The sequence below is a fragment of the Flavobacterium nitratireducens genome (genome assembly GCF_029625335.1).
Lineage (GTDB): Bacteria > Bacteroidota > Bacteroidia > Flavobacteriales > Flavobacteriaceae > Flavobacterium > Flavobacterium nitratireducens.
Genome location: NZ_CP121111.1, coordinates 2,677,048 through 2,697,101 on the forward strand (window position 1 = coordinate 2,677,048; position 20,054 = coordinate 2,697,101).

General features: G+C 33.0%; 22 protein-coding genes. 14 read left to right on the plus strand and 8 right to left on the minus strand.

Annotated features, from left to right (window positions below):
* Positions 1 to 37 precede the first annotated feature (37 nt).
* The 10 genes from P5P90_RS12580 (at position 38) to P5P90_RS12625 (ending at position 10,239) form a co-directional block, all read left to right on the plus strand.
* Positions 38 to 412 carry a hypothetical protein gene (locus tag P5P90_RS12580; RefSeq protein WP_278034999.1) on the plus strand — a complete coding sequence of 125 codons (375 nt, stop codon included), beginning with the start codon at positions 38 to 40 and terminating at the stop codon, positions 410 to 412.
* A 62-nt stretch (positions 413 to 474) separates the two neighbouring features.
* Positions 475 to 2,298, plus strand: coding sequence for an outer membrane protein assembly factor BamB family protein (locus tag P5P90_RS12585; protein WP_278035000.1), 1,824 nt, complete (start codon positions 475 to 477; stop codon positions 2,296 to 2,298).
* A gap of 67 nt (positions 2,299 to 2,365) precedes the next feature.
* On the plus strand, positions 2,366 to 2,821 hold the full coding sequence (locus P5P90_RS12590; RefSeq protein ID WP_278035001.1) for a hypothetical protein: 456 nt from the start codon (positions 2,366 to 2,368) through the stop codon (positions 2,819 to 2,821).
* A complete protein-coding gene (locus tag P5P90_RS12595) occupies positions 2,763 to 3,794 on the plus strand; it encodes a hypothetical protein (RefSeq protein WP_278035002.1) in 1,032 nt (343 codons plus the stop codon). The genes P5P90_RS12590 and P5P90_RS12595 overlap by 59 nt, the downstream gene beginning before the upstream one ends.
* A 354-nt stretch (positions 3,795 to 4,148) precedes the next feature.
* On the plus strand, positions 4,149 to 6,074 hold the full coding sequence (locus P5P90_RS12600; protein WP_278035003.1) for a tetratricopeptide repeat-containing sensor histidine kinase: 1,926 nt from the start codon (positions 4,149 to 4,151) through the stop codon (positions 6,072 to 6,074).
* Between the two features lies 1 nt (position 6,075).
* Positions 6,076 to 6,723 carry a response regulator gene (locus P5P90_RS12605; protein WP_278035004.1) on the plus strand — a complete coding sequence of 216 codons (648 nt, stop codon included), beginning with the start codon at positions 6,076 to 6,078 and terminating at the stop codon, positions 6,721 to 6,723.
* 85 nt (positions 6,724 to 6,808) lie between these two features.
* Positions 6,809 to 7,525 carry a hypothetical protein gene (locus tag P5P90_RS12610; protein ID WP_278035005.1) on the plus strand — a complete coding sequence of 239 codons (717 nt, stop codon included), beginning with the start codon at positions 6,809 to 6,811 and terminating at the stop codon, positions 7,523 to 7,525.
* A gap of 12 nt (positions 7,526 to 7,537) precedes the next feature.
* Positions 7,538 to 8,845, plus strand: coding sequence for a hypothetical protein (locus P5P90_RS12615; protein ID WP_278035006.1), 1,308 nt, complete (start codon positions 7,538 to 7,540; stop codon positions 8,843 to 8,845).
* A gap of 15 nt (positions 8,846 to 8,860) precedes the next feature.
* A complete protein-coding gene (locus P5P90_RS12620) occupies positions 8,861 to 9,370 on the plus strand; it encodes a fibrobacter succinogenes major paralogous domain-containing protein (protein ID WP_278035007.1) in 510 nt (169 codons plus the stop codon).
* A gap of 245 nt (positions 9,371 to 9,615) precedes the next feature.
* Complete coding sequence (locus P5P90_RS12625) at positions 9,616 to 10,239, plus strand: DUF4230 domain-containing protein (RefSeq protein WP_278035008.1); 624 nt, start codon at positions 9,616 to 9,618, stop codon at positions 10,237 to 10,239.
* A 3-nt stretch (positions 10,240 to 10,242) separates the two neighbouring features.
* On the opposite strand, the gene P5P90_RS12630 is transcribed toward P5P90_RS12625, so the two are convergent.
* The 4 genes from P5P90_RS12630 to P5P90_RS12645 form a co-directional block, all read right to left on the minus strand.
* A complete protein-coding gene (locus P5P90_RS12630) occupies positions 10,243 to 10,641 on the minus strand; it encodes a group III truncated hemoglobin (RefSeq protein WP_278035009.1) in 399 nt (132 codons plus the stop codon).
* Positions 10,642 to 10,675: 34 nt separating this feature from the next.
* On the minus strand, positions 10,676 to 11,920 hold the full coding sequence (gene ilvA, locus P5P90_RS12635) for a threonine ammonia-lyase IlvA (RefSeq protein WP_278035010.1): 1,245 nt from the start codon (positions 11,918 to 11,920) through the stop codon (positions 10,676 to 10,678).
* Positions 11,921 to 12,108: 188 nt separating this feature from the next.
* Positions 12,109 to 12,651, minus strand: a complete 543-nt coding sequence (locus P5P90_RS12640) for a DUF4136 domain-containing protein (protein WP_278035011.1) — start codon at positions 12,649 to 12,651, stop codon at positions 12,109 to 12,111.
* An 85-nt stretch (positions 12,652 to 12,736) separates the two neighbouring features.
* Positions 12,737 to 12,913, minus strand: coding sequence for a C1orf53 family protein (locus P5P90_RS12645; RefSeq protein ID WP_278035012.1), 177 nt, complete (start codon positions 12,911 to 12,913; stop codon positions 12,737 to 12,739).
* 44 nt (positions 12,914 to 12,957) lie between these two features.
* On the opposite strand from P5P90_RS12645, the gene P5P90_RS12650 reads away from it, so the two are divergent.
* The 4 genes from P5P90_RS12650 (at position 12,958) to hemL (ending at position 16,882) form a co-directional block, all read left to right on the plus strand.
* On the plus strand, positions 12,958 to 13,293 hold the full coding sequence (locus tag P5P90_RS12650; RefSeq protein WP_278035013.1) for a hypothetical protein: 336 nt from the start codon (positions 12,958 to 12,960) through the stop codon (positions 13,291 to 13,293).
* A 493-nt stretch (positions 13,294 to 13,786) separates the two neighbouring features.
* Positions 13,787 to 14,683 (plus strand): 1-aminocyclopropane-1-carboxylate deaminase/D-cysteine desulfhydrase, encoded by an 897-nt coding sequence (locus tag P5P90_RS12655; protein WP_278035014.1) that lies wholly within the window; start codon positions 13,787 to 13,789, stop codon positions 14,681 to 14,683.
* The gene (locus P5P90_RS12660) at positions 14,676 to 15,494 is read left to right on the plus strand and encodes a glucosaminidase domain-containing protein (RefSeq protein ID WP_278035015.1); all 819 of its coding nucleotides are present in this window, start codon (positions 14,676 to 14,678) and stop codon (positions 15,492 to 15,494) included. The genes P5P90_RS12655 and P5P90_RS12660 overlap by 8 nt, the downstream gene beginning before the upstream one ends.
* Positions 15,495 to 15,595: 101 nt before the next feature.
* A complete protein-coding gene (gene hemL, locus P5P90_RS12665) occupies positions 15,596 to 16,882 on the plus strand; it encodes a glutamate-1-semialdehyde 2,1-aminomutase (RefSeq protein ID WP_278035016.1) in 1,287 nt (428 codons plus the stop codon).
* A 54-nt stretch (positions 16,883 to 16,936) separates the two neighbouring features.
* Here hemL and P5P90_RS12670 read toward each other — a convergent pair whose 3' ends face one another.
* From P5P90_RS12670 to nadA, 4 genes are read right to left on the minus strand one after another with little or no spacing between them, the layout of a single operon-like run.
* Entirely contained in the window at positions 16,937 to 17,167 is a 231-nt protein-coding gene (locus tag P5P90_RS12670; protein ID WP_278035017.1) for a hypothetical protein, read from the minus strand.
* 25 nt (positions 17,168 to 17,192) lie between these two features.
* Positions 17,193 to 17,390 (minus strand): hypothetical protein, encoded by a 198-nt coding sequence (locus P5P90_RS12675; protein ID WP_278035018.1) that lies wholly within the window; start codon positions 17,388 to 17,390, stop codon positions 17,193 to 17,195.
* A gap of 23 nt (positions 17,391 to 17,413) precedes the next feature.
* Positions 17,414 to 19,048: an L-aspartate oxidase gene (gene nadB / locus P5P90_RS12680; RefSeq protein ID WP_278035019.1), complete on the minus strand. Its 1,635-nt coding sequence runs from the start codon at positions 19,046 to 19,048 to the stop codon at positions 17,414 to 17,416.
* Complete coding sequence (gene nadA, locus P5P90_RS12685) at positions 19,048 to 19,992, minus strand: quinolinate synthase NadA (protein ID WP_278035020.1); 945 nt, start codon at positions 19,990 to 19,992, stop codon at positions 19,048 to 19,050. The genes nadB and nadA overlap by 1 nt, the downstream gene beginning before the upstream one ends.
* Positions 19,993 to 20,054: the final 62 nt, after the last annotated feature.

Below are 20,054 nucleotides of genomic sequence, written 5' to 3' on the forward strand. Positions count from 1 at the left end.
TGGTTCAATTTTGCTAAGTAACATTAAAAAAACTTAGATGAAATTGATTCGATACACATTGTTATTGGGGATACTCCAACTTTTCTTCTCTACTTCAGTTTTTGCTCAAAGAAAAGTTCTTACTGACGAAGAAGTTGTTGCCGAGGCTGTAACTGCCGAGGTGGATGCAGTTTTTAAATCGGAAGATTTTTTAAAAAAGAAAACCAAAAAATTCAATGAGGTAAAAGGAACTATTGTTGCCGACATTGGAGTGATTCAAAATGGTAAAGTAGCTACATTCTTCAAAGTAGATAGCGACATTGATAATGCAATGTTTACCAATTTTATTTCGGAATACATTTTAGAACACAAATTCAATTTTAAGCTTCAAAAACAACAGCGCTATAAAATTCGCTATTCAATAACATTTTGATAGAAAATAGTCTAGATGTAAAACGCAATAAACATTTATAAAACAACTTAAAAACGCAAAAAATGAAAAAAATTACTTTAGTGATGCTGGCTTTCTGTGTCGGAAGTACATTACCAGCTTTTGCCCAATTTGGGAAATTATTAGAAAAGGCTAAGAGTGCCGTTTCAGGAGGAAGTGCCGGAAAAAAAACAGGAAGTTTTTCAACTGTTTGGGAATCGGAATTCGATAACAAAGCAACCAGATTAGCAGTTGTAAACAGTAATGGAGAATTAATTGTAGGAACTGATGATAATTCTAGTTCCGTTTTAGACAAAGATGGTAAACCAATATGGAATGGTGATTACAAGAAAATAACAACTAATAGTACTAATAAATCCGAATTGCAGTACACTATTTTTACTGAAAACGGCGGTTATTTGTTTCTTTTTGACCAAAGAAAATTAGGAACGGATAGAGTTGCTTGTATTGATATTAAATCAGGAAAAGAATTGTGGAATTCTGAAGCTTATCAGGATTTGATTCCAAAAGGAACTAAAGCCGAAGAAGGTTTGGATCAAGGCGAATTAGAAACTGTAAAGTATATTTTTGAATTGGATGCTTTTTTAATTTCTCAACGTGCATCGGTAATTTTAGTTAAAGCTAAAAATGGTGAGAAAATTTGGGAAACCAATCGGTTCAAAGGTGGGGTTGGAAAATATATTTATGATGCTAAAAGAAACGAAATCATAATGGTCAATTTTAAACCTACTGCACTAGGCGCTTTATTTACGGGTTTTAAAAACCAATTAGTAAAAATTAATGCTACTAATGGAGATGTAGTTTGGGATGCCACTTTTAGAGGGACCGTAGAAAAAGAGTTGGTAACACGTCGTGCTATTATTGATTTATGGATTAAAGGAGATAAGTTATTCATGTATTTGGATGGAATTCAGGCATACAATATCAATAACGGACAAAAGTTATGGGAAGCAATTTATGAAAATGATATGCAGGGTGCTAATGGAGGAATGTTTAGTGGCGGAAAACGTTCTAAAATTTATAGAACCTTAGCACAACCGCTTTTTACGGATGACGCTGTTTATATTGTGATTTTGGGAACTAGAGACAGAACTAAATATGTTGAAAAACATGACTTAGAATCGGGAAAATTGCTTTGGGCTTCTGAGAAAATTACGGGCGCTTTGTGTATGCCAAATATCTACAAAACAGGGGATAAAATAATGGTCCAAGTAGGAGGGAAAGTGCAAGTTCAGGAATATAGATTAGAGACAACTTCATATGGTATGGGAAGTACAGTCAAAGAATGGGTGCCTTATATCTTTTGGGATTATAAAGCTCAAAAAAATAGTTTGCTTTCACTTGATGATGCAACTGGAAAAACCGCTTGGAGATCTGAAAAATTTGACAAACGTATAACAGACTTAATTATTGATTCTGATAAGACGGTTTTTGTAGGCGATGGGGATGAATTTTACGGTTATGACATTGCTTCTGGCAAACAATTATTTGATGTAAAACACAATGATGCCAAGGTTGGTAAAGCAACTGACGTGATTGATTTTGGAGATAAAGTGGTTGTGTTGTCCGAAAAAGGATTAGCTTCTTACCATAAAAAAGATGGTTCAAGAGTTTATGCTACGGAGAAAATAAAAGGGGTAGATTTTTTCTATCACATTGGGGATAATTATTTCTTGAGAGACCAAAGAGACAGCAAAAACATCATTTATGGAATTGATATGACTAACGGAGAAACTAAAGGTTCTGTTCAATCAAAAGGTAAAGGAGGTAGTCCCCAATATGGTGATGGTATTGATATTACTAAAGACGGAGAGTACATCTTCGCTTTCAAAGGAAGAAAAGTAGAAAAAATCAAAGTAAACAATTAAGCGTTTTTAGTTGTAATTGAAAGGGGGTGTGAATTTTTTCATAGCCCCTTTCTAAATGTATCAAGCGATGAAAAAAATAATACTGTTGTGTGGGATTTGTTTTGTTTTTTGGACTACCGAAGCACAACAAATTCAGTGGGCATCAAAAGTTATTAAGTTTTCTTCCGATTTAGGGGGAAAGCAAAACGGTATAAAACGAATTTTAGGTAAACCTGATGTATTCCCGCAAGGTGGAAATAGTGGAAATGCTTGGACTCCTAAAAATGCTCTTGATGGTAGAGAAATTGTCGAAGTAGGATTTGAAAAACCACAAATTGTAAAGCAAATTGCTGTATTTGAAAATTTAAATGCAGGTTGTGTCACGCGTATTTTAGTAGACAAAGGCTCTGGTAGTTATGATGCGGTCTGGACTCGGAAAAGTGATTGGAGAACACCCACTTTTAAATCAACAGCTAGAACGGATCATGATTATTATTTTAAACGAAAAAGGAGAAAAAATTCAGGAAGCACCGGATGTTTTTAATCCTGGCATTGAGTATGCTATTTTAGATAATGCTGTAGCTAATGTTGTAGCAGTTAGAGTCGAATTTAATTTTGCTCTACTACCAGGTCAAAAACAAATTGATGCCATAGGAATATCGGATTCTGAAATCCCAATTCAAGCAATGATACATACAAAACCAGCGTTTGAAAATTTAGGTGATAAAAATATATTGGATTTTCAAGTAGCCGAATTAAGCAGTTTTATGTTATCGGATGATGGACAAAAACTTTTTTTAACTAATAAAACAGAAGAGGCAGATCAGGTTTTTATTAGTCAAAAATTAAGCGATGGAAAATGGGCTGAACCTCAGTTAGTACCTAGTTTAAGTAAAAATGAATCCTATAATTATGTTGTGAGTTCTAATTCCAATTTCCTTATAAAAGGAGGGGCAAATTATACGAGAAATTCGACCGAAACAGGTTTTACCTTATATGAATTTAAAGACGGTAATTATCAGATAGTTTCTCCGCTTAAAATAACAGCTTATAATAATTACAACGACACAGCTGATTTAAGTGTTTCGAAAGATGGAAAAACGATTATTATGGGTATAGAAACCGATTTTACTCAAGGAGGAGCTGATTTGTATTTTGCAACTAAAAAAGAAGATGGAACATTTGGTTTACTTCAAAATTTAGGTAAAAGTGTGAATTCTGCAGGCCATGAATTGTTACCACAATTGTTATCTGACAATACCACACTTATTTTTAGCAGCAATGGGTATAGTGTTTATGGTGATTTTGATCTTTTTGTGACTTATCGCTTAGATGATACCTGGAAAAAATGGTCAGAACCAATAAATTTAGGGAGTAAGATTAATTCACCCGATTTTGAAGGTTCTCCATTTTATGATGAAGATAAGGAGTTGTTCTATTTCTCGAGTATTGTAAATGGAAAAACAACTTGTAGTTCTATTAAGATACCTAAAAGTGTTTTAATGAAAGGGAATTAAAGTGAAATCTAATGGTGAAATGTGATGGAGGTACTGGTATTGATATTGTTATTTTTAGGGATGATTATTTTTTGTAATTGTTGGGTTGAAATTAAGAGAGAAAAAAAGATTTTGAAAATAGAATTACCATGTTAGAGGCACAACTTAGGCAAAAAACACAAAAAAACAGCCATTTCGAAAACCAGATATTGCTATGTACAATGCTGTTGGAACAAATAAAAGCATCAAATGCTTTTTTAAACGAAGCTATTTTTGATTTGAATTCCAATTTGTTTGGAGAATTATATCCCAAAAAAGACTTACATTAAAAAAGTTAATCCTATTTTTTTTATCTTTAGTGTGTAAAATTAGCCCATGAGTAAAACGCTATTTATTTTTTTGCTATGCACAGGTATTACTTTTTCTCAAAAGTCTAATCATGCAATTGATAGTTTAAAAAATGCACTTAAAATTTGTAATAAATTAGAAAAATTAAAAACTTTGATTCAGCTTTCAGACGAGTATAGTAATATAGACTTGGAACAATCAAAGAAAATATCCTATTTAGCCCTCAGTCAATCTAGGTTGCAAAATAATCCAACTTATATCGCAATGGCATTCAACTGTATTGCGAATGTCCATCAATATAAAAGCGAATTGGATTCGGCTTTGTATTTTCATAAAAAAGCATTGAGCATCCGAAAATCCATTAATGATTCTCTAGGTATGGCAGATACCTATAACAATATTGGTATTGTGTATGATAGTAAAGGCCAATTTGATGCTGCTTTGAAATATTATTTTAAAGCACTGTATTTTTATGAAAAGAAAAAGGATAATGTAAAGCAAGCTATGACCAATACTAATATTGGAATTATTTATAAAGCTCAGAAGGAATATTCAAAAGCCTTGTTGTATTACAGAAGAGCCATCGCTTTGTATTTCAAAACAAGCGACAAATTAGGGCAAACTATGGCGGTAGGAAATTTAGGAGGATTATTGATTAATTTTAAAAAATATCAAGAATCGTTAAAATATTCTTTTATGGCTAAAAAAGGATATCTTCAATTAGGTTGTGAACGATTTGTAGCCTATCCGTTATCGAATATTGCTATAGTTTATGATAGTTTGCATAAGTATGATTTTGCTGAAAAAAATTATCTGAAAGTAATACAATTACATGAGCAATTTAAGAACTCATTTGAAGTAGCCGAAAATGCAAATGCATTTGCACTCTGTTTGATTAAACAAAAGAAGTATAGAGAAAGTATTGCGTTTTCCTTAAAGGCATTGTCTTTTGCTAAAAAATCAAAAGCCAATTTATTAGAAGTTTATGCCTATAAAAATTTGCACAAAGCGCATTCTCAATTAAAGGAATATCATAAAGCGAATCATTTTGCCGGTTTGTATATTTCAGGAAAAGATAGTTTGTTTGAATCTGATAAAACCAAAATTATCTTCGATTTAGAAACCAAATATCAAACAGCAAAAAAAGAACAATTATTGATTCAAAAAGAAGCCGAAACCAAACAAAAAAATATTTTGTTGATAGGGGTTTCAGTTTTAGCAGTATTGGTTGGACTCATCGGGTTTTTAATTTACCGCCAACAGAGACTTAGAAACAAACAACAGGAACAAGAATTTGAACTTAAAAATGCCATTCAGGAAATAGAAACTCAAAATAAGTTGCAACAACAGCGATTAGATATCTCAAGAGATTTACATGATAATATTGGAGCTCAGTTAATATTTATTATTTCTTCCATAGATACAATTAAATATGCTTTTGATATTACTAATAAAAAGTTAGATGATAAATTATCCACGATTAGTTCTTTTACTAAATCTACAATCGTTGAACTAAGGGATACAATTTGGGCTATGAATTCTAGTGAGATTACATTTGAAGATTTAAAAATTCGAATACATAATTTTATAGAGAAGGCGAAAGAGGCAAAAGATCAAATCAATTTTTTATTTAGTATTTCTAATGATGTCATGAAGGTCAAATTAAGTTCTGTAGAGGGGATGAATCTTTACAGGATTATTCAGGAAGCAGTCAATAATAGCATTAAATATTCGGAAGCTACATCAATTTCTATTCATGTTGTTCAAGTAGAGAAGCATATTCAACTAACAATTCAAGATAATGGTTCTGGTTTTGACTATGAAAATATTGAAAAGGGTAATGGTTTACAAAACATGCAAGATCGAATCGAAGCTATGGGAGGTGAATTTAATTTAGTATCACAACCCGGAAAAGGAACTAGTATTAATTTGTTGTTTACCAAAAAAGCCTAAAATGAAAAAATTGGTTATTGTTGATGATAATACTTTTTTAATGAAATCTGTTCTGCAAAAATTATCTTTTTTTGATGATTTTAAAGTGCAATTTACGGCTATGAATGGGCAGGATTTAATTCAAAAACTAGATAAAAATCACAATGTAGATTTGATTTTGATGGATATTGAAATGCCTAAGATGAATGGAATTGAAGCCACAGAACAGGTGAAAAATAGATATCCCAATATTAAAATAATAATGCTTACCGTTTTTGATAACGATGAAAATATTTTCAAATCTATTAAAGCAGGTGCCGATGGGTATTTGTTAAAAGAAGTAAACCCAAAAGATTTACAGCAAGGTATTTTAGAAACACTTAATGGAGGGGCTACAATGACTCCGTCAATAGCCATGAAAACGCTAAAATTATTTAGAAATCCAATGTCATTTGAATCGGTTGTTGATAGTGAAACCTATAATTTAACAAGCCGTGAAATTGAAGTTTTAGAACAATTGAGCAAAGGTTTGAAGTACAATACAATAGCTGATAATTTATTTCTTTCTGCAGGTACAATTCGTAAACATGTAGAGAATATATATACTAAACTTCAAGTTCATAATAAGCTAGAAGCTATCCAGAAGGCGAGGAATAATAATTTGATATAGTTTAAATACGAAATTTTACGTATTTTCTTAAAACTTAGTTTAAAGTAGTTTTGTCTCATAACCAATTAACAAAAATGTTAAAAGTATGAGATGTTTTATTAGAATAAGTGTCGTTGTTTTGTTATCCTTTACTTTCTTAAGAACGAATAGTGTTTTCGCACAGGAAAAAAATATAGCAGTAAAATTTAATACAGGGATGTCTTTTTCAAAACCTGGAGATGATTTGGGAAAGGTTGCAGATAAAGGCAGAGCTATGCAATTATTTGCCGCTGTAGAAACATCATATCATCAGAATTTTTCAAAGAATACTAAATTTGGAATGAAAGGAGCTGTTGTACTAAGTCAGGAGTGGGCTAATTTTTTGGCTAGTGACAGAAGTACAGAGCTTAAAATTTCCGTTCCAAGTGTTGCATTACGTGTTTATCCAATATCTTTTAATGGCTCTTTAGAGGAAGGTTTAGAACAAATACTGCCAAAAGGGCTTCCTTTTTTAATTGAAGTGCCTGTTTGGATAGGGGTCTATTCTATTTTCAATAGTTTGCATTTTGATTATGGTGTAGGGGCTGGTAAAATTTTAGAAACAGCTTATATCGATGAGGTAAATTTTCAGGATGAAACAGTCAAAAGAACTATGAGGTATTCGGGTTGGGGGCTTCAGCCACAAATTTATCAATCAGAATCAAGCAAATGGACAGTAAATGCAGTTTTCGATTTTGGAAAATATAAATGGACAAATGCTGCTGGAGGTACATCTTCTTTTAAAAGGAATCATGTAGGTTTTGGTTTTCAATATAATTTTTAATCCCGAAAAAAAATGAGAAAGATTTATTTAATCCTTATAATGACTAGTTTGTATTTTAATTTTTCATGTTCATCAGATTTAGACTCTGATTCTACCAATGGAACCAGCATGGGTTCAAATATTCAGGAAATTACACAAGCAAAGCAGTTTTATAGTGATAATGGAGGTGCTTTTAAGTTTAGATTGTATTATTTTCCCCCCTCTGAAGGAAGTACTACCAATAACAATAATCAAGCGGCCGAAATCAATAAAATATTAGATTATAATGGAATTATTTCTGTCATCGCAAAATACACATTGTTTGCCCAAAGTATTCAAAGTTATGGGGCAGTTGTAAATTGTCAGGGGGATTTTATTTCTCCGCAAACTTCGACAGCTGTTGGATTACAATCGCAATACTTCAATGATGATTTTGAGGTTTTAGCAAATAATAATCTGGTTTCCTATAGTCATTCTAATTCCTCATTTGAGGGGAATTATGGCTATGCAGGTGCAAGTTATCACAACCACACGTTAAATACTCATAATGGACCAACTTCAGCTAGTACTAATCAAGGGTATATGGGGCAGTTCAATAATCAGTTTTTTATGCTGAGTATGGGTTTGAATTCTAATTATGGGCACCCTATGTTGTATAATAATTATAATCCTAATACAGGAGCTTGGAGTGGTACAGCAGTAAGTCAAATGGATTGGGTACAGGGAGTGATGACAAATCTTCCTACAACTAATCATGCTTCAAAAGCAGGTAATACTGATAAAATCTTTTGGGCATGGTTGAGTTTTAATACAACTACAGATAATGGTAAAATTAATATCATTAATTACAACGGTTCAGCGTTTAGCGCAGTAACTTCACTAGATGGAATAGGAAGTGTAGGCACAGGTTTGAGTATGGAATATAAGCATAGTATTCATTTGTGTAAAAATCCAAACAATTTATCCAATCCTTACATGGTAGTTCGTAGATACAATACGGATGTTTTAGATATTTATAAATTCACAGGAACTGCAATAGAGGTGGTTAAAACAGGGATTAGTTTGCCTGTAATGATACCAATAACATCTGGGACAACACGTGTTTATAAAGAGATTGTTTTTTCAGGTAGTTCTATTTATCTCATAACCGGAAAAGATAAATACTTGTATAAATTGTCTGGAAATACTTTTGTTGTGGATAAACCAAACTTAACACAGGCAAACGAAACAATTTCAGCTTTGGAAAGTACATCAAATGGAATCTTGGTTTCAATCGTAAAATCAATTTTGTCTACACCACAACCTAAAATGGTTTCGGACGTGGTTTTAATTCCTAATTAAAAATATTTAAAAAAAATGAAAGCAAAAATCTTATTAATTACAATGACAGTTTACTTTATCGGTTTTTCAATTAATGCACAGGTGACAGATAAAAATGGCATTGTTTACAAAACAGTAAAAATTGGCACTCAAATTTGGATGTCCGAGAATGTGAAGACAACCACTTTTCAAAACGGAGATCTAATTCCTGAGGCTAAAAATGTAGAAGATTGGATAAAAGCAGGAAAGGAAGGAAAGCCAATGTTTATTTCATGGGACAAATCTTCGGATATTAAAGACTATGGAAATCTATATAACTGGTATGCCATTACCGATAAAAGAGGTTTTGCTCCTAAAGGATGGCATATTCCATCAGATAAGGAATGGACTATTTTAGCTAATTTTCTTGGAGGTACAAAATTAGCGACAGATAAATTAAAAAGTGATTCGCTACGTATAGGTTGGGAAGTTTATGAAGGAGGAAGTAATGTGAGCGGTTTTTCGGGTTATCCGGGAAGAAAAAATAACACCCGAAGGGTCTTATGAAGATTTGAGTTTTTATGGATATTGGTGGAGTTCTTCCGAATCTGATGGTTTAGGCTTGAATAGAAATTTATCAATGGATAATTCTCCTTTTGATTCAGCCTCTAGTTTTAAAGGGAATGGATTTTCAGTTCGATGTATAAAGGATTAATGATTTAGTAGTTATTGTGTATTTGAACCCATTTATTTTTATTAGAAATGATGTTTCTGGTGTTTGGTATTTTTAATACTTTTATAAAAAAACATAAATGCAAAGAAAAATACTTTTAGGGATAGTACTAATAGCAATAATAGTCTTATTATTCAAATACTGTGATTTCAAGAAAGAGGATGAATCGGCAGGTATTAGCTATAATACTAACTTAATCCAGCAGCAAATTGTAAATGTGGGGAAATTAGTCGTAACCGAAGGGCATTTTGCTGAGGTGATTACGTATAAGAACCAACAAAAATATTTGATGAATATGCTTTCATTTGAAAAGAAAGCACTTTTAGTTGTTAATGCGGATGTGACGGTAGCCTACGATTTGCATCAAATGAAATACGATATTGATGAAGCAAATAAAACAATCACTATTTTGAATATACCAAAGGAAGAAATCAAAATTAGTCCAGATATTCAGTTTTATGATGTAGAACAAAGCAAATTGAATCCTTTTACAGGAGAAGATTACAATAAAATCAACAAACAGGTTAGAGCTAATTTGGCCAAAAAAATTGAAAAATCTTCCTTAAAGAAAAATGCTCAAAACCGCTTGATTTCCGAACTTTCTAAAATGCTGATTTTAACCAATAGCATGGGTTGGAAGTTGCAATACGAAAACAAAGTAATTGAAAACGAAACTGATTTAAGACAAAATATTAAATTATAGTGATCAACTTTCAAAAAAATTGCGACCTCCTGTTCTAAAGTATTCTATTTTGTAAAAGAACATTTCAGCCATGTTTTTAGCACGAAGTTTAGCTTCTTCGGCTAATGCTCCGGTATAAAGACTATCAATGGTTTCGGTAAAAATTTCCATCCAACGATTAAAATGTGTTTTTTCTACAGGCAGATGTTTATGAGGAGGAAAAGGACTTCCTGAATAGGTATGTTCTTCCAGTAAGATAGTTTGCCAAAAGCGATACATTCTTTCTAAATGTGAAGGCCAATTGTTGCCAATTTTTTCATTAAAAATTGGGCCAATAAGTGTGTCTTTTTGCACTTTTCCATAGAAGGTGTCAACCAATAATTTGATGTCGTCAAGAGTTTTGATATCGCTTAATGCTGTCATTTTTTTTAAATTTGAGATTAGAATTTTGAGGTTCTTAACCGATTAATTGGTTGAATAAATCTTGTTTTTCGTTTAGGTATTCATACTGAAAACCTTTTTCTTTCATTTTTGTTTTGATAGCAACAATGTCGTTTCTGTTTTTCAATTCAAGACCTACAACTGCTGGGCCTACCTCACGATTGTTTTTTTTAGTAAACTGGAAATAGGTAATGTCGTCTTCAGGTCCTAAAATGTCATTAACAAATTCTTTTAATGCTCCGGGACGTTGCGGAAATTGGATCATAAAATAATGCATCAATCCTTCGTAAAGTAAAGAACGTTCTTTGATTTCGGCAGTACGTTCAATATCGTTGTTGCTTCCGCTTACGATACAAACAACTGTTTTTCCTTTGATTTCTTCTTTATAAAAATCCAAAGCGGCAATAGACAATGCACCAGCAGGTTCTACTACCATTGCTTCTTCATTGTATAAACGTAAAATAGTGGTACACACTTTTCCTTCAGGAACTAAAATGATATCACTTAGGTTTTTTTTGCAGATTTCAAAAGTGATTTTCCCTACTTGTTTCACGGCGGCTCCATCTACAAACTTGTTGATGTTTTCCAAAACGGTTACTTCGCCATTGGCAATTGAAGTCTTCATCGAAGGTGCTCCTTCAGGTTCGATTCCTATGATTTTAGTTTTAGGACTCAAATGTTTGAATACTTCTGAAAGTCCTGCAGATAATCCTCCGCCGCCCAGTGGAACAAAAACATAATCAATAGGCTGAGTGTAACTTTCTAAAATTTCTAAACCTACTGTTCCTTGACCAGCAATTACTTTTTCATCGTCAAATGGGTGAATAAAAGCCATTTTGTTAGTAGTGGCATCTATCATTGCAGCTGCATAAGCATCGTCAAAAGTATCTCCTGTAAGCACAATTTCAACAAAGGAACCTCCAAAAAGAGTTACTTGTTTTACTTTTTGTTTCGGAGTGGTTTTAGGCATGTATATTTTGCCTTTTATTTGAAGTAATTTACAGGAATATGCTACGCCCTGAGCATGGTTTCCAGCACTGGCGCAAATTACCCCTTGCGCTTTTTCTCCAGGACTTAGTGTGCTGATTTTATTGTAAGCACCTCTTATTTTATAAGAACGAACCGTTTGTAAATCCTCTCTTTTTAATAAAATGCGAGTATTAAATTCATTAGAAAGATTTAAATTTTCGGTCAAAGGTGTTTGCATTACGACACCTTCTAATTGTTTTTTTGCTTCTTGTATTTGTTGAAATAAATCCATGTCTTCTAAATAAAAAAACCTCCTTTGTAGGAGGTTTTATAAATTGTAATACTATAATTGATTTACATAAACCTCCTGCATTATTATGGAATAATAATGATAATTGAGATTTGAATGTTAAACGTGTTTTTCATGTTTGATTTTCTGTCTACAAAGATAGCGTAATTATTTGGATCAATATAAAAGTCCTATTTTTTTTCTTCTCCAGGAGGGAATTGTGCTAAGATTTTTGATACAAAGTCATTAATCTGTTTTTCCTTTTCTATTCTGTTTTCCGAAAGAGTTCCTATTCCTTGTCCTTGCCAAACCAATTCTTTTTTCTTGGTATCAATTAAGTCGATGAAAAGAGTTCCTTGAGTTGAAGAAGAGACAAAGGTGTTTCCTCCACCCCAAAAATAAGGATTCCATCCCCATCCCCAGCCATAACCCCAACCCATATTGAATTGGTTTACATCAATTTGTTCTCTTTCTTTAGTGAAAAAATTAATGAGTAAATCTGGGTTATCACTTTTAGTCATTCCTTTTTGGCTTAACGAATTGTCTATTGCGTGTAAAATTCTTCTTTTATCTAAATCAGATATTTCAACTTTGTCAATTCCTTTTTTATGGAAGGCATAGGTTTTGTATTGTTTAAAATCTACATGGCTATCGTAGTCAGAATTTACTCTTACAGAACTACAGGCATTGAATAGAAAAAGAAATAAGAGCGGTAGTATTTTTATTGTTTTCATAGTGCAATTTTTTGATTATTAATCTATAATTAAAATTTAGGTGTTTATTTGAACTATAAAACAGGAAAAAGTTTTGTTAATACCTCTATTTCTTGTTTGTTCCTGTTTTTTTATCATATCCATAAGGACAATGTCGACAACCGCTTTTACAACAATAACCTCTTTTTAAATGATATTTTTCTGTAAAACATTTGTATCCTTCTGGAGTGTAATAGAAATCTTCACCTTCTATTAATTTATTTTCATTACTTTGCCCAATCATTAATTTTTGTTGTTCATTTCTACAAATTTAAAATTTAAAACGCAATGTTTCTCTTCGTTAACAAGTATTTAATACCCAAAGGATTTCGTGGTTTAACTCTGTATCCCTTTGTGATTTTAAAATACAAAGAAGACAAATCTAATGCTGTTTTAATCAATCATGAACGTATTCATTTACAACAACAAATAGAAATGTTACTTTTTCCTTTTTTTATTTGGTATGGTACAGAATATCTGTTTTTGTTGTTAAAATACAACAACAAAAATCATGCCTATCGAAGTATTTCTTTTGAAAGAGAGGCCTATAGCAATGAGACTGATTTAGAATATCTTAAAAAAAGAAAGCTTTTTAGTTTTTTAAGGTATTTGAGAAAGTCCTAAAAATGATTTTAACCGCAAAGAAGAAAAAGTTTTTACAAAGCGCACTAAGAAAAAAATCGGCGTTTATCTGCAAAATCTGCGTGCAATTTTTTAAACATATAAGTCATATACGTATGTTGAAAGTTTAAAAAGCAGTTAAGTACTTTTAAGTTGTTTTCATCAATGAAAACTTTGGTGAAATCCTTTTAATCTGTGGTGTAAATAACGATGTAAAGTTTAGATAAGTTTATTTTCATTTATGAAAATATAAATCCGTGGAATTTTGAACTCAAAGATTTTAAAAATCAATTAGTGCATTCGTGGCAGTTATTAACAGCAAAGAAGACAAAAAAAATCTGTGATAATCTGTGTAACCCGCCTGCCAGCGAGGCAGGTCTGTGGCAAAAATAATGTTGTAAAGTTCTCAAAGTTTAAATTGAAAATAATTTATGAATTTGAGGTCGAAAAGGATGGTGAATCCTTAGAAGTTTTACCTTTGCAAAAATTATAAGTTTTGAATCAAGAAGTACAAATACAATTTCCTAATTCCATTTCGGTTACCATCAAAAGGGATGATTTATTGCATCCTGTTGTTTCGGGAAATAAGTTTAGGAAATTAAAATACAATTTGCTTCAAGCAAAATGTGAAAATAAAAAAACACTACTCACTTTTGGTGGTGCTTTTTCAAATCACATTGCTGCCGTAGCTTATGCTGCTCAGGAAAATGGTTTTCAATCTATAGGTATTATTAGAGGTGATGAATTACGAGATAAAATAGAAAACAATCCTACGCTTCAATTTGCTCAGGAATGCGGAATGCAATTTGAATTTGTTTCCCGCGAAGTGTATCGTTTAAAAAAAGAAACTTCTTTTTTGACGAGTATACAAAAACATTTTGGTGATTTTTATTTGGTTCCTGAAGGTGGCACGAATCCTCAAGCTGTAAAAGGCTGTGAGGAGATTTTAACACCAGAAGATAGTAAGTTTGATTATATTTGTTGTGCTGTGGGAACAGGCGGAACGATTTCGGGTATTATTAATAGCACCTTGCCACATCAAAAAGTAATGGGATTTCCAGCTCTTAAAGGCGATTTTTTACAAGATGAAATCCGTATTTTTGTGCAGAATGAAAATTGGGAGCTCAATACTAAGTATCATTTTGGTGGATATGGTAAGGTAAATGAAGAATTAATTCATTTTATTAATCAATTTTATCAAGATACTAAAATTCCGTTAGATCCTGTATATACTGGGAAAATGGTGTATGGTGTTTTCGACTTGATTCAAAAGAATTATTTTCCTGCATATTCGAATATTTTGCTTATTCATACTGGCGGTTTACAAGGAATTTACGGAATGAATGTTAAATTAAAAAATAAGAATTTACCAATACTAACTGTTGATGTTTAAGAAAAGCCTACTCTTATGGATTATTTTGATGCTTGTTAGTTGTCATACTACCAAATCTCCAATTGGTTCAACTAAAAATAATTCCTATTCTTCAAAAAACAAAAAAACAAATCAAAAAAAGGATGAAGTAATTGTTTCTTCCTCTAGAACTACAGTTACCAATAGTGTTGTTAGTAATTATGTCTTACAATACAAGGATGTAGCCATGAGTAATATGAAAAATTATGGTATTCCTGCAAGTATTATTTTGGCACAGGGAATTTTAGAGTCTGGGGCGGGGAGAGGAGAATTGGCAATGAGTGCTAATAATCATTTTGGGATTAAATGCCATTCAGATTGGACAGGAGACAGTGTAAAGCATGATGATGATGAAAAGCAAGAATGCTTTCGGAAATACAATAAAGTAGCAGAGTCTTATCGCGATCATGCCCTTTTTTTAAAAGGAAAAACAAGATATGCTAGTTTGTTTGAACTAGACAAAGATGATTATGAAGCTTGGGCAAGAGGTTTAAGAAAAGCCGGATATGCAACAGATCCTAGTTATCCTGAAAAGTTAATTTCTTATATTGAGCGTTACGATTTGGCTCAATATGACGCACAGGTTCTCGGTAAAAAATATGTTGCTAATGAGAATAAAAGTGAGCGAATATCAAGTGTAAGTTCCAGAAGCGAAGGGTACTATGAAGTTCAAAAAGGAGATACATTATATTCGATATCTAAAAAATACAACCTTTTAGTTGAGGATTTAAAGCAAAAAAATAAATTGTCTGATAATACACTTTATATAGGTCAGAAATTGAAAGTAAATTAGGGAGAATTAAGAATTAAGAAGGTTAAGTGCTAGACGTTGAAGGGATTATTATGAAAAATGATAACGATGTCTACAATTACAAATTAGAAATTACAAATTAAATGTTATATCAAAGAAGTAGTCAGCTTTTTGCTGAAGCAGAAAAAGTAATTCCGGGAGGAGTAAATTCGCCAGTTAGAGCATTCAAATCAGTAGGGGGAACGCCTATTTTTGTAAAACAAGCCAAAGGGGCTTATTTGTATGATGAAGACGGAAACCGATTGATTGATTATATTAATTCCTGGGGGCCAATGATTTTGGGACATGCTTTCGAACCGGTAGTTCAGGCGGTAACTGAGAAAGCTAAACTAGGAACTTCTTTTGGGATGCCTACTGAATTGGAAACTCAAATTGCTGCTTTGGCAGTATCGATGGTTCCTAATATTGATAAAATTCGTTTTGTAAATTCAGGTACCGAAGCCTGTATGAGTGCGGTAAGATTAGCGCGTGGATTTACAAAAAGAGATAAAATCATTAAGTTTTCAGGTTGCTATCACGGACATTCTGATTCTTTCCTGATTCAGGCCGGAAGTGGTGCAATGACTTTTGGAACTCCTAACAGCCCAGGTGTTACTGCAGGAACAGCTAAGGATACTTTATTGGCTAAATACAATGATTTAGAAAATGTACGTAGTTTAATCGAAGCGAATCCTAACGAAATTGCAGCAATTATTGTAGAGCCGGTTGCCGGAAATATGGGTTGTGTACCGCCAATCAAAGGTTTTTTAGAAGGTGTACGTCAATTGTGTTCTGAAAACGGAATTTTACTGATTTTTGATGAGGTAATGACCGGTTTCCGATTAGCCAAAGGTGGTGCTCAGGAATTGCTAAATATCAATGCTGATATTGTTTGTTTCGGAAAAGTAATTGGTGGTGGATTGCCGGTAGGTGCATTTGCTGCCCGTGAAGAAATCATGAATTATTTGGCTCCACTTGGACCTGTTTATCAGGCGGGAACTTTATCAGGAAATCCATTAGCTATGGCTGCCGGTAAAGCGATGTTGGAATCTTTAAATAATGATGCGGCTATTTTTCAAAGATTAGAAGAAAAAACAGCTTATTTAGAAGCTGGAATTCATAAAGTATTAAAGGCAAATAATATTGTTTATACTATTAATAGAGTTGGTTCTATGATTTCGGTGCATTTTGATGCCAGTCCTGTTGTCGATTTTCAAACTGCGGCAAAAGGAGATAATGATACGTTTAAGAAATTCTTCCACGGTTTATTGCAGGAAGGTGTTTACATTGCGCCTTCAGCTTATGAAACCTGGTTCATAACAGATGCTTTAACTTATGAAGATTTGGATTTTACAATCAATGCAATTGATAAAGTTTCGAAAACATTATAAAAATAACTAAAGAGCAAAAAAAAGCTTCGAGTTATCTCTCGAAGCTTTTTTTTATTAGTTTTCCATATTACCGCCACCACCTTGTGGTCTGTCATCTCCCATTCCTCCACCTTGTCTCTCATTCATTCTTTGTTGCATTCTTTGTTGCATTTTTTCCTGATTGCTTTTCCATTTTGCCAATTGCTCAGGAGTTAAGATAGCAGCCATTTTTCCTTCCATTGCTTTTCTTTGTTCAGCCATCATTTCTCCTCTGCCTTGACCTTTTTTATCTTTCATTTCGGCCATTCTGGCTTCTCTGTTTTTAGCTTCGTCAGCGTAAAGTTGTTTTAGCTGTTCCTGTTGTTTCAGCGTCTAAGTTTAAATCTTTAGTCATTCTTGCAACACGTTGTTCTGTACGCTGTTCAGGAGTCATGTTTCCCATGTTACCTCTTTGTGGTCTGTCATTGTTGTCTTGAGCAAAACTGGATACTCCAACAACTAATAATGCGGCAATAATTAATTTTTTCATTTTTTCTGGATTTATGTTAAAAGTTATTGCAGTAAGATAATAAAAAGAGTAAAAGGTTTAATTATTAATAAAAAAAATATTGAATGATTTTTAAATACTAAAATTGACTTAGGAATTTTTTTGACGAATGAAGCTGATTCGAATTTTACAAAACCACCACGATTTTCATGTCTTTCAATAGATTGGGTTACAATCAAATATCCTATGGTAATCATGTTTAATAATTCGTAATAGGAAGTGTTGATTTGATGTGTTTTACCAATTGCTTCTATTTCTTGTTTCCAGTTTAAAAGTTGTTCTTTAGCTTTAATCAAATCCGAGTCATATCTAACAATACCTGCATTTTGTCTCATTAAATGCTGAAGATTTGCTTTTAATTTTACTAAATAGTTAGTTTCAATTTCCGGTTTTTCTGTTGCGTCTATTTCCTGAATATCCTTTTTTATTGTTTTTATTTCTAAATTAGGATTGGCCAGGTATTCGTAAATTCTGCTCGAATAGACTAATGCTTCTAACAATGAGTTGGATGCTAGCCGGTTAGCTCCGTGCAAGCCGGTTTGTGAGCATTCGCCACAGGCAAATAAATTGTTTACCGATGTTTTTCCGTCAGTGTCAACTACAATTCCGCCACAAATGTAATGTTGAGCAGGAACTACAGGAATCCAGTCTTTTGCAATATCAATTCCTGCTTTTAGGCAATGATTGTAAATCATTGGGAAATGCTTTTTGAAAGCTTCTATATCCAGATGAGTACAGTCTAAATAGACACAATCATCACCTGATTTTTTTAGTTCCAAATCAATGCTTTGGGATACAATATCTCTGGATGCCAATTCTTCACGGGCATCATAATCAATCATAAAGCGATGTCCTTTTTTGGTACGCAAATAAGCACCAAAACCACGAACTGCTTCAGAAATTAAAAATTTTGAACCAGTAGATGTGTCATAGAAAGCGGTAGGATGAAATTGGATGAATTCCATTTCTTTAATCTTGGCGTGCGCTCTATATGCCATTGCGATTCCGTCTCCGGTTGCTATTACCGGATTAGTGGTGTGTCCGTAAAGATGTCCTATTCCGCCAGTAGCTAATAGTGTGATATCAGATAGGTAAGTGCTTATTTGTTTAGTTTTTTCGTCCAGAACAATTGCTCCTAAACAGTAATTATCGGCTGTAATTAAATCGGCTGCAAAATGATGATCCAGAACCGTAATATTGTCTTTTTGATAAACCTGCATCAAAATAGCGCGTTCAATCTCATGACCGGTTTGGTCTTTGTGATGTACCACACGATTTTCAGAATGTCCTCCTTCTTTGCCTAAATTGAGGTTGCCATCGGAGTTTTTATCAAATTTAGCTCCCCATTCAATTAATTCTTTTAATCGCTTCGGACCTTCGGTAACGACCATTTTTACAACGACTTCATCACATAATCCATCACCACAAATCAAAGTGTCTTCGATGTGTTTTTGGTATGAATCTTCGTTTTTATCGGTAACAATGGCTATGCCACCCTGGGCATATTTGGTATTTGATTCGTCGGCATTGGCCTTTGTTACAATGGTTATCTTTTTGTCAGGAAATTGTTCTGCTATTCGAAGCGCAAATGTCAAACCGGCAACACCAGAACCTATAATCAAGTAATTGGTATTTGTCATTATTTAGATAATTCAAGCATTCTCTCAATTGGAATTAATGCTTTTTGGATAATATCTTCTGCTACGTGAACTTCAGGACTTTCATTTACTAAGCAGTCGTATACTTTTTGCAGGGTGTTCATTTTCATGTAACCACATTCGCTGCAGGCACAAGTATTGTCTTCTTTTGCCGGAGCTGGAATTAAGATTTTATCAGGCACTTCCTGTTGCATTTTGTGTAAAATACCAAATTCAGTAGCTACAATAAATTTATTGTTAGGATTATTTTTTACATAATCAATCATTCCTGAAGTCGAACCAATATAGCTTGCAGTAGCCAGGATATGAGTTTCAGATTCCGGATGCGCAATGATTTTTGCATCTGGATGTTGTTTGTGTAATTCGATTAATTTATCCAATGAAAAAGCTTCGTGTACTACGCAGGAACCATCCCAAAGTAACATGTCACGACCTGTTTTGCTCATCACATATTTTCCTAAATTTTTGTCCGGAGCAAAGATAATTGGCTTGTCTTTTGGAATCGATTCTACAATTTTCACTGCATTTGCAGAAGTAACCACAATGTCAGTCAATGCTTTTACTTCGGCAGAACAATTTACATAAGTTATAACCGTATGGTCAGGATGCTGATCGATAAATTCTTTGAATAAATCCGGAGGACAAGATTCTGCTAAAGAACATCCTGCATTCACATCGGGAAGGATTACTTTTTTGTTTGGATTTAAAATTTTGGCCGTTTCTGCCATAAAATGGACTCCTGCAAAAAGAATAATATCGGCATCCACTTTCATTGCTTCTTGTGATAATCCCAAGCTGTCCCCTACATAATCCGCGATATCCTGAATATCATTTTCCTGATAATAATGCGCTAAAAGAACCGCATTTTTCTCTTTTTTTAATTTTAATATTCTTTCTTTCAGGTCTTTTATTTTGTTTGTATCCATTTTAATATTGATAACAAGTGTTTAATTGTAATATGTTGTTGTTTTGTAAAGCTAATTTAGTT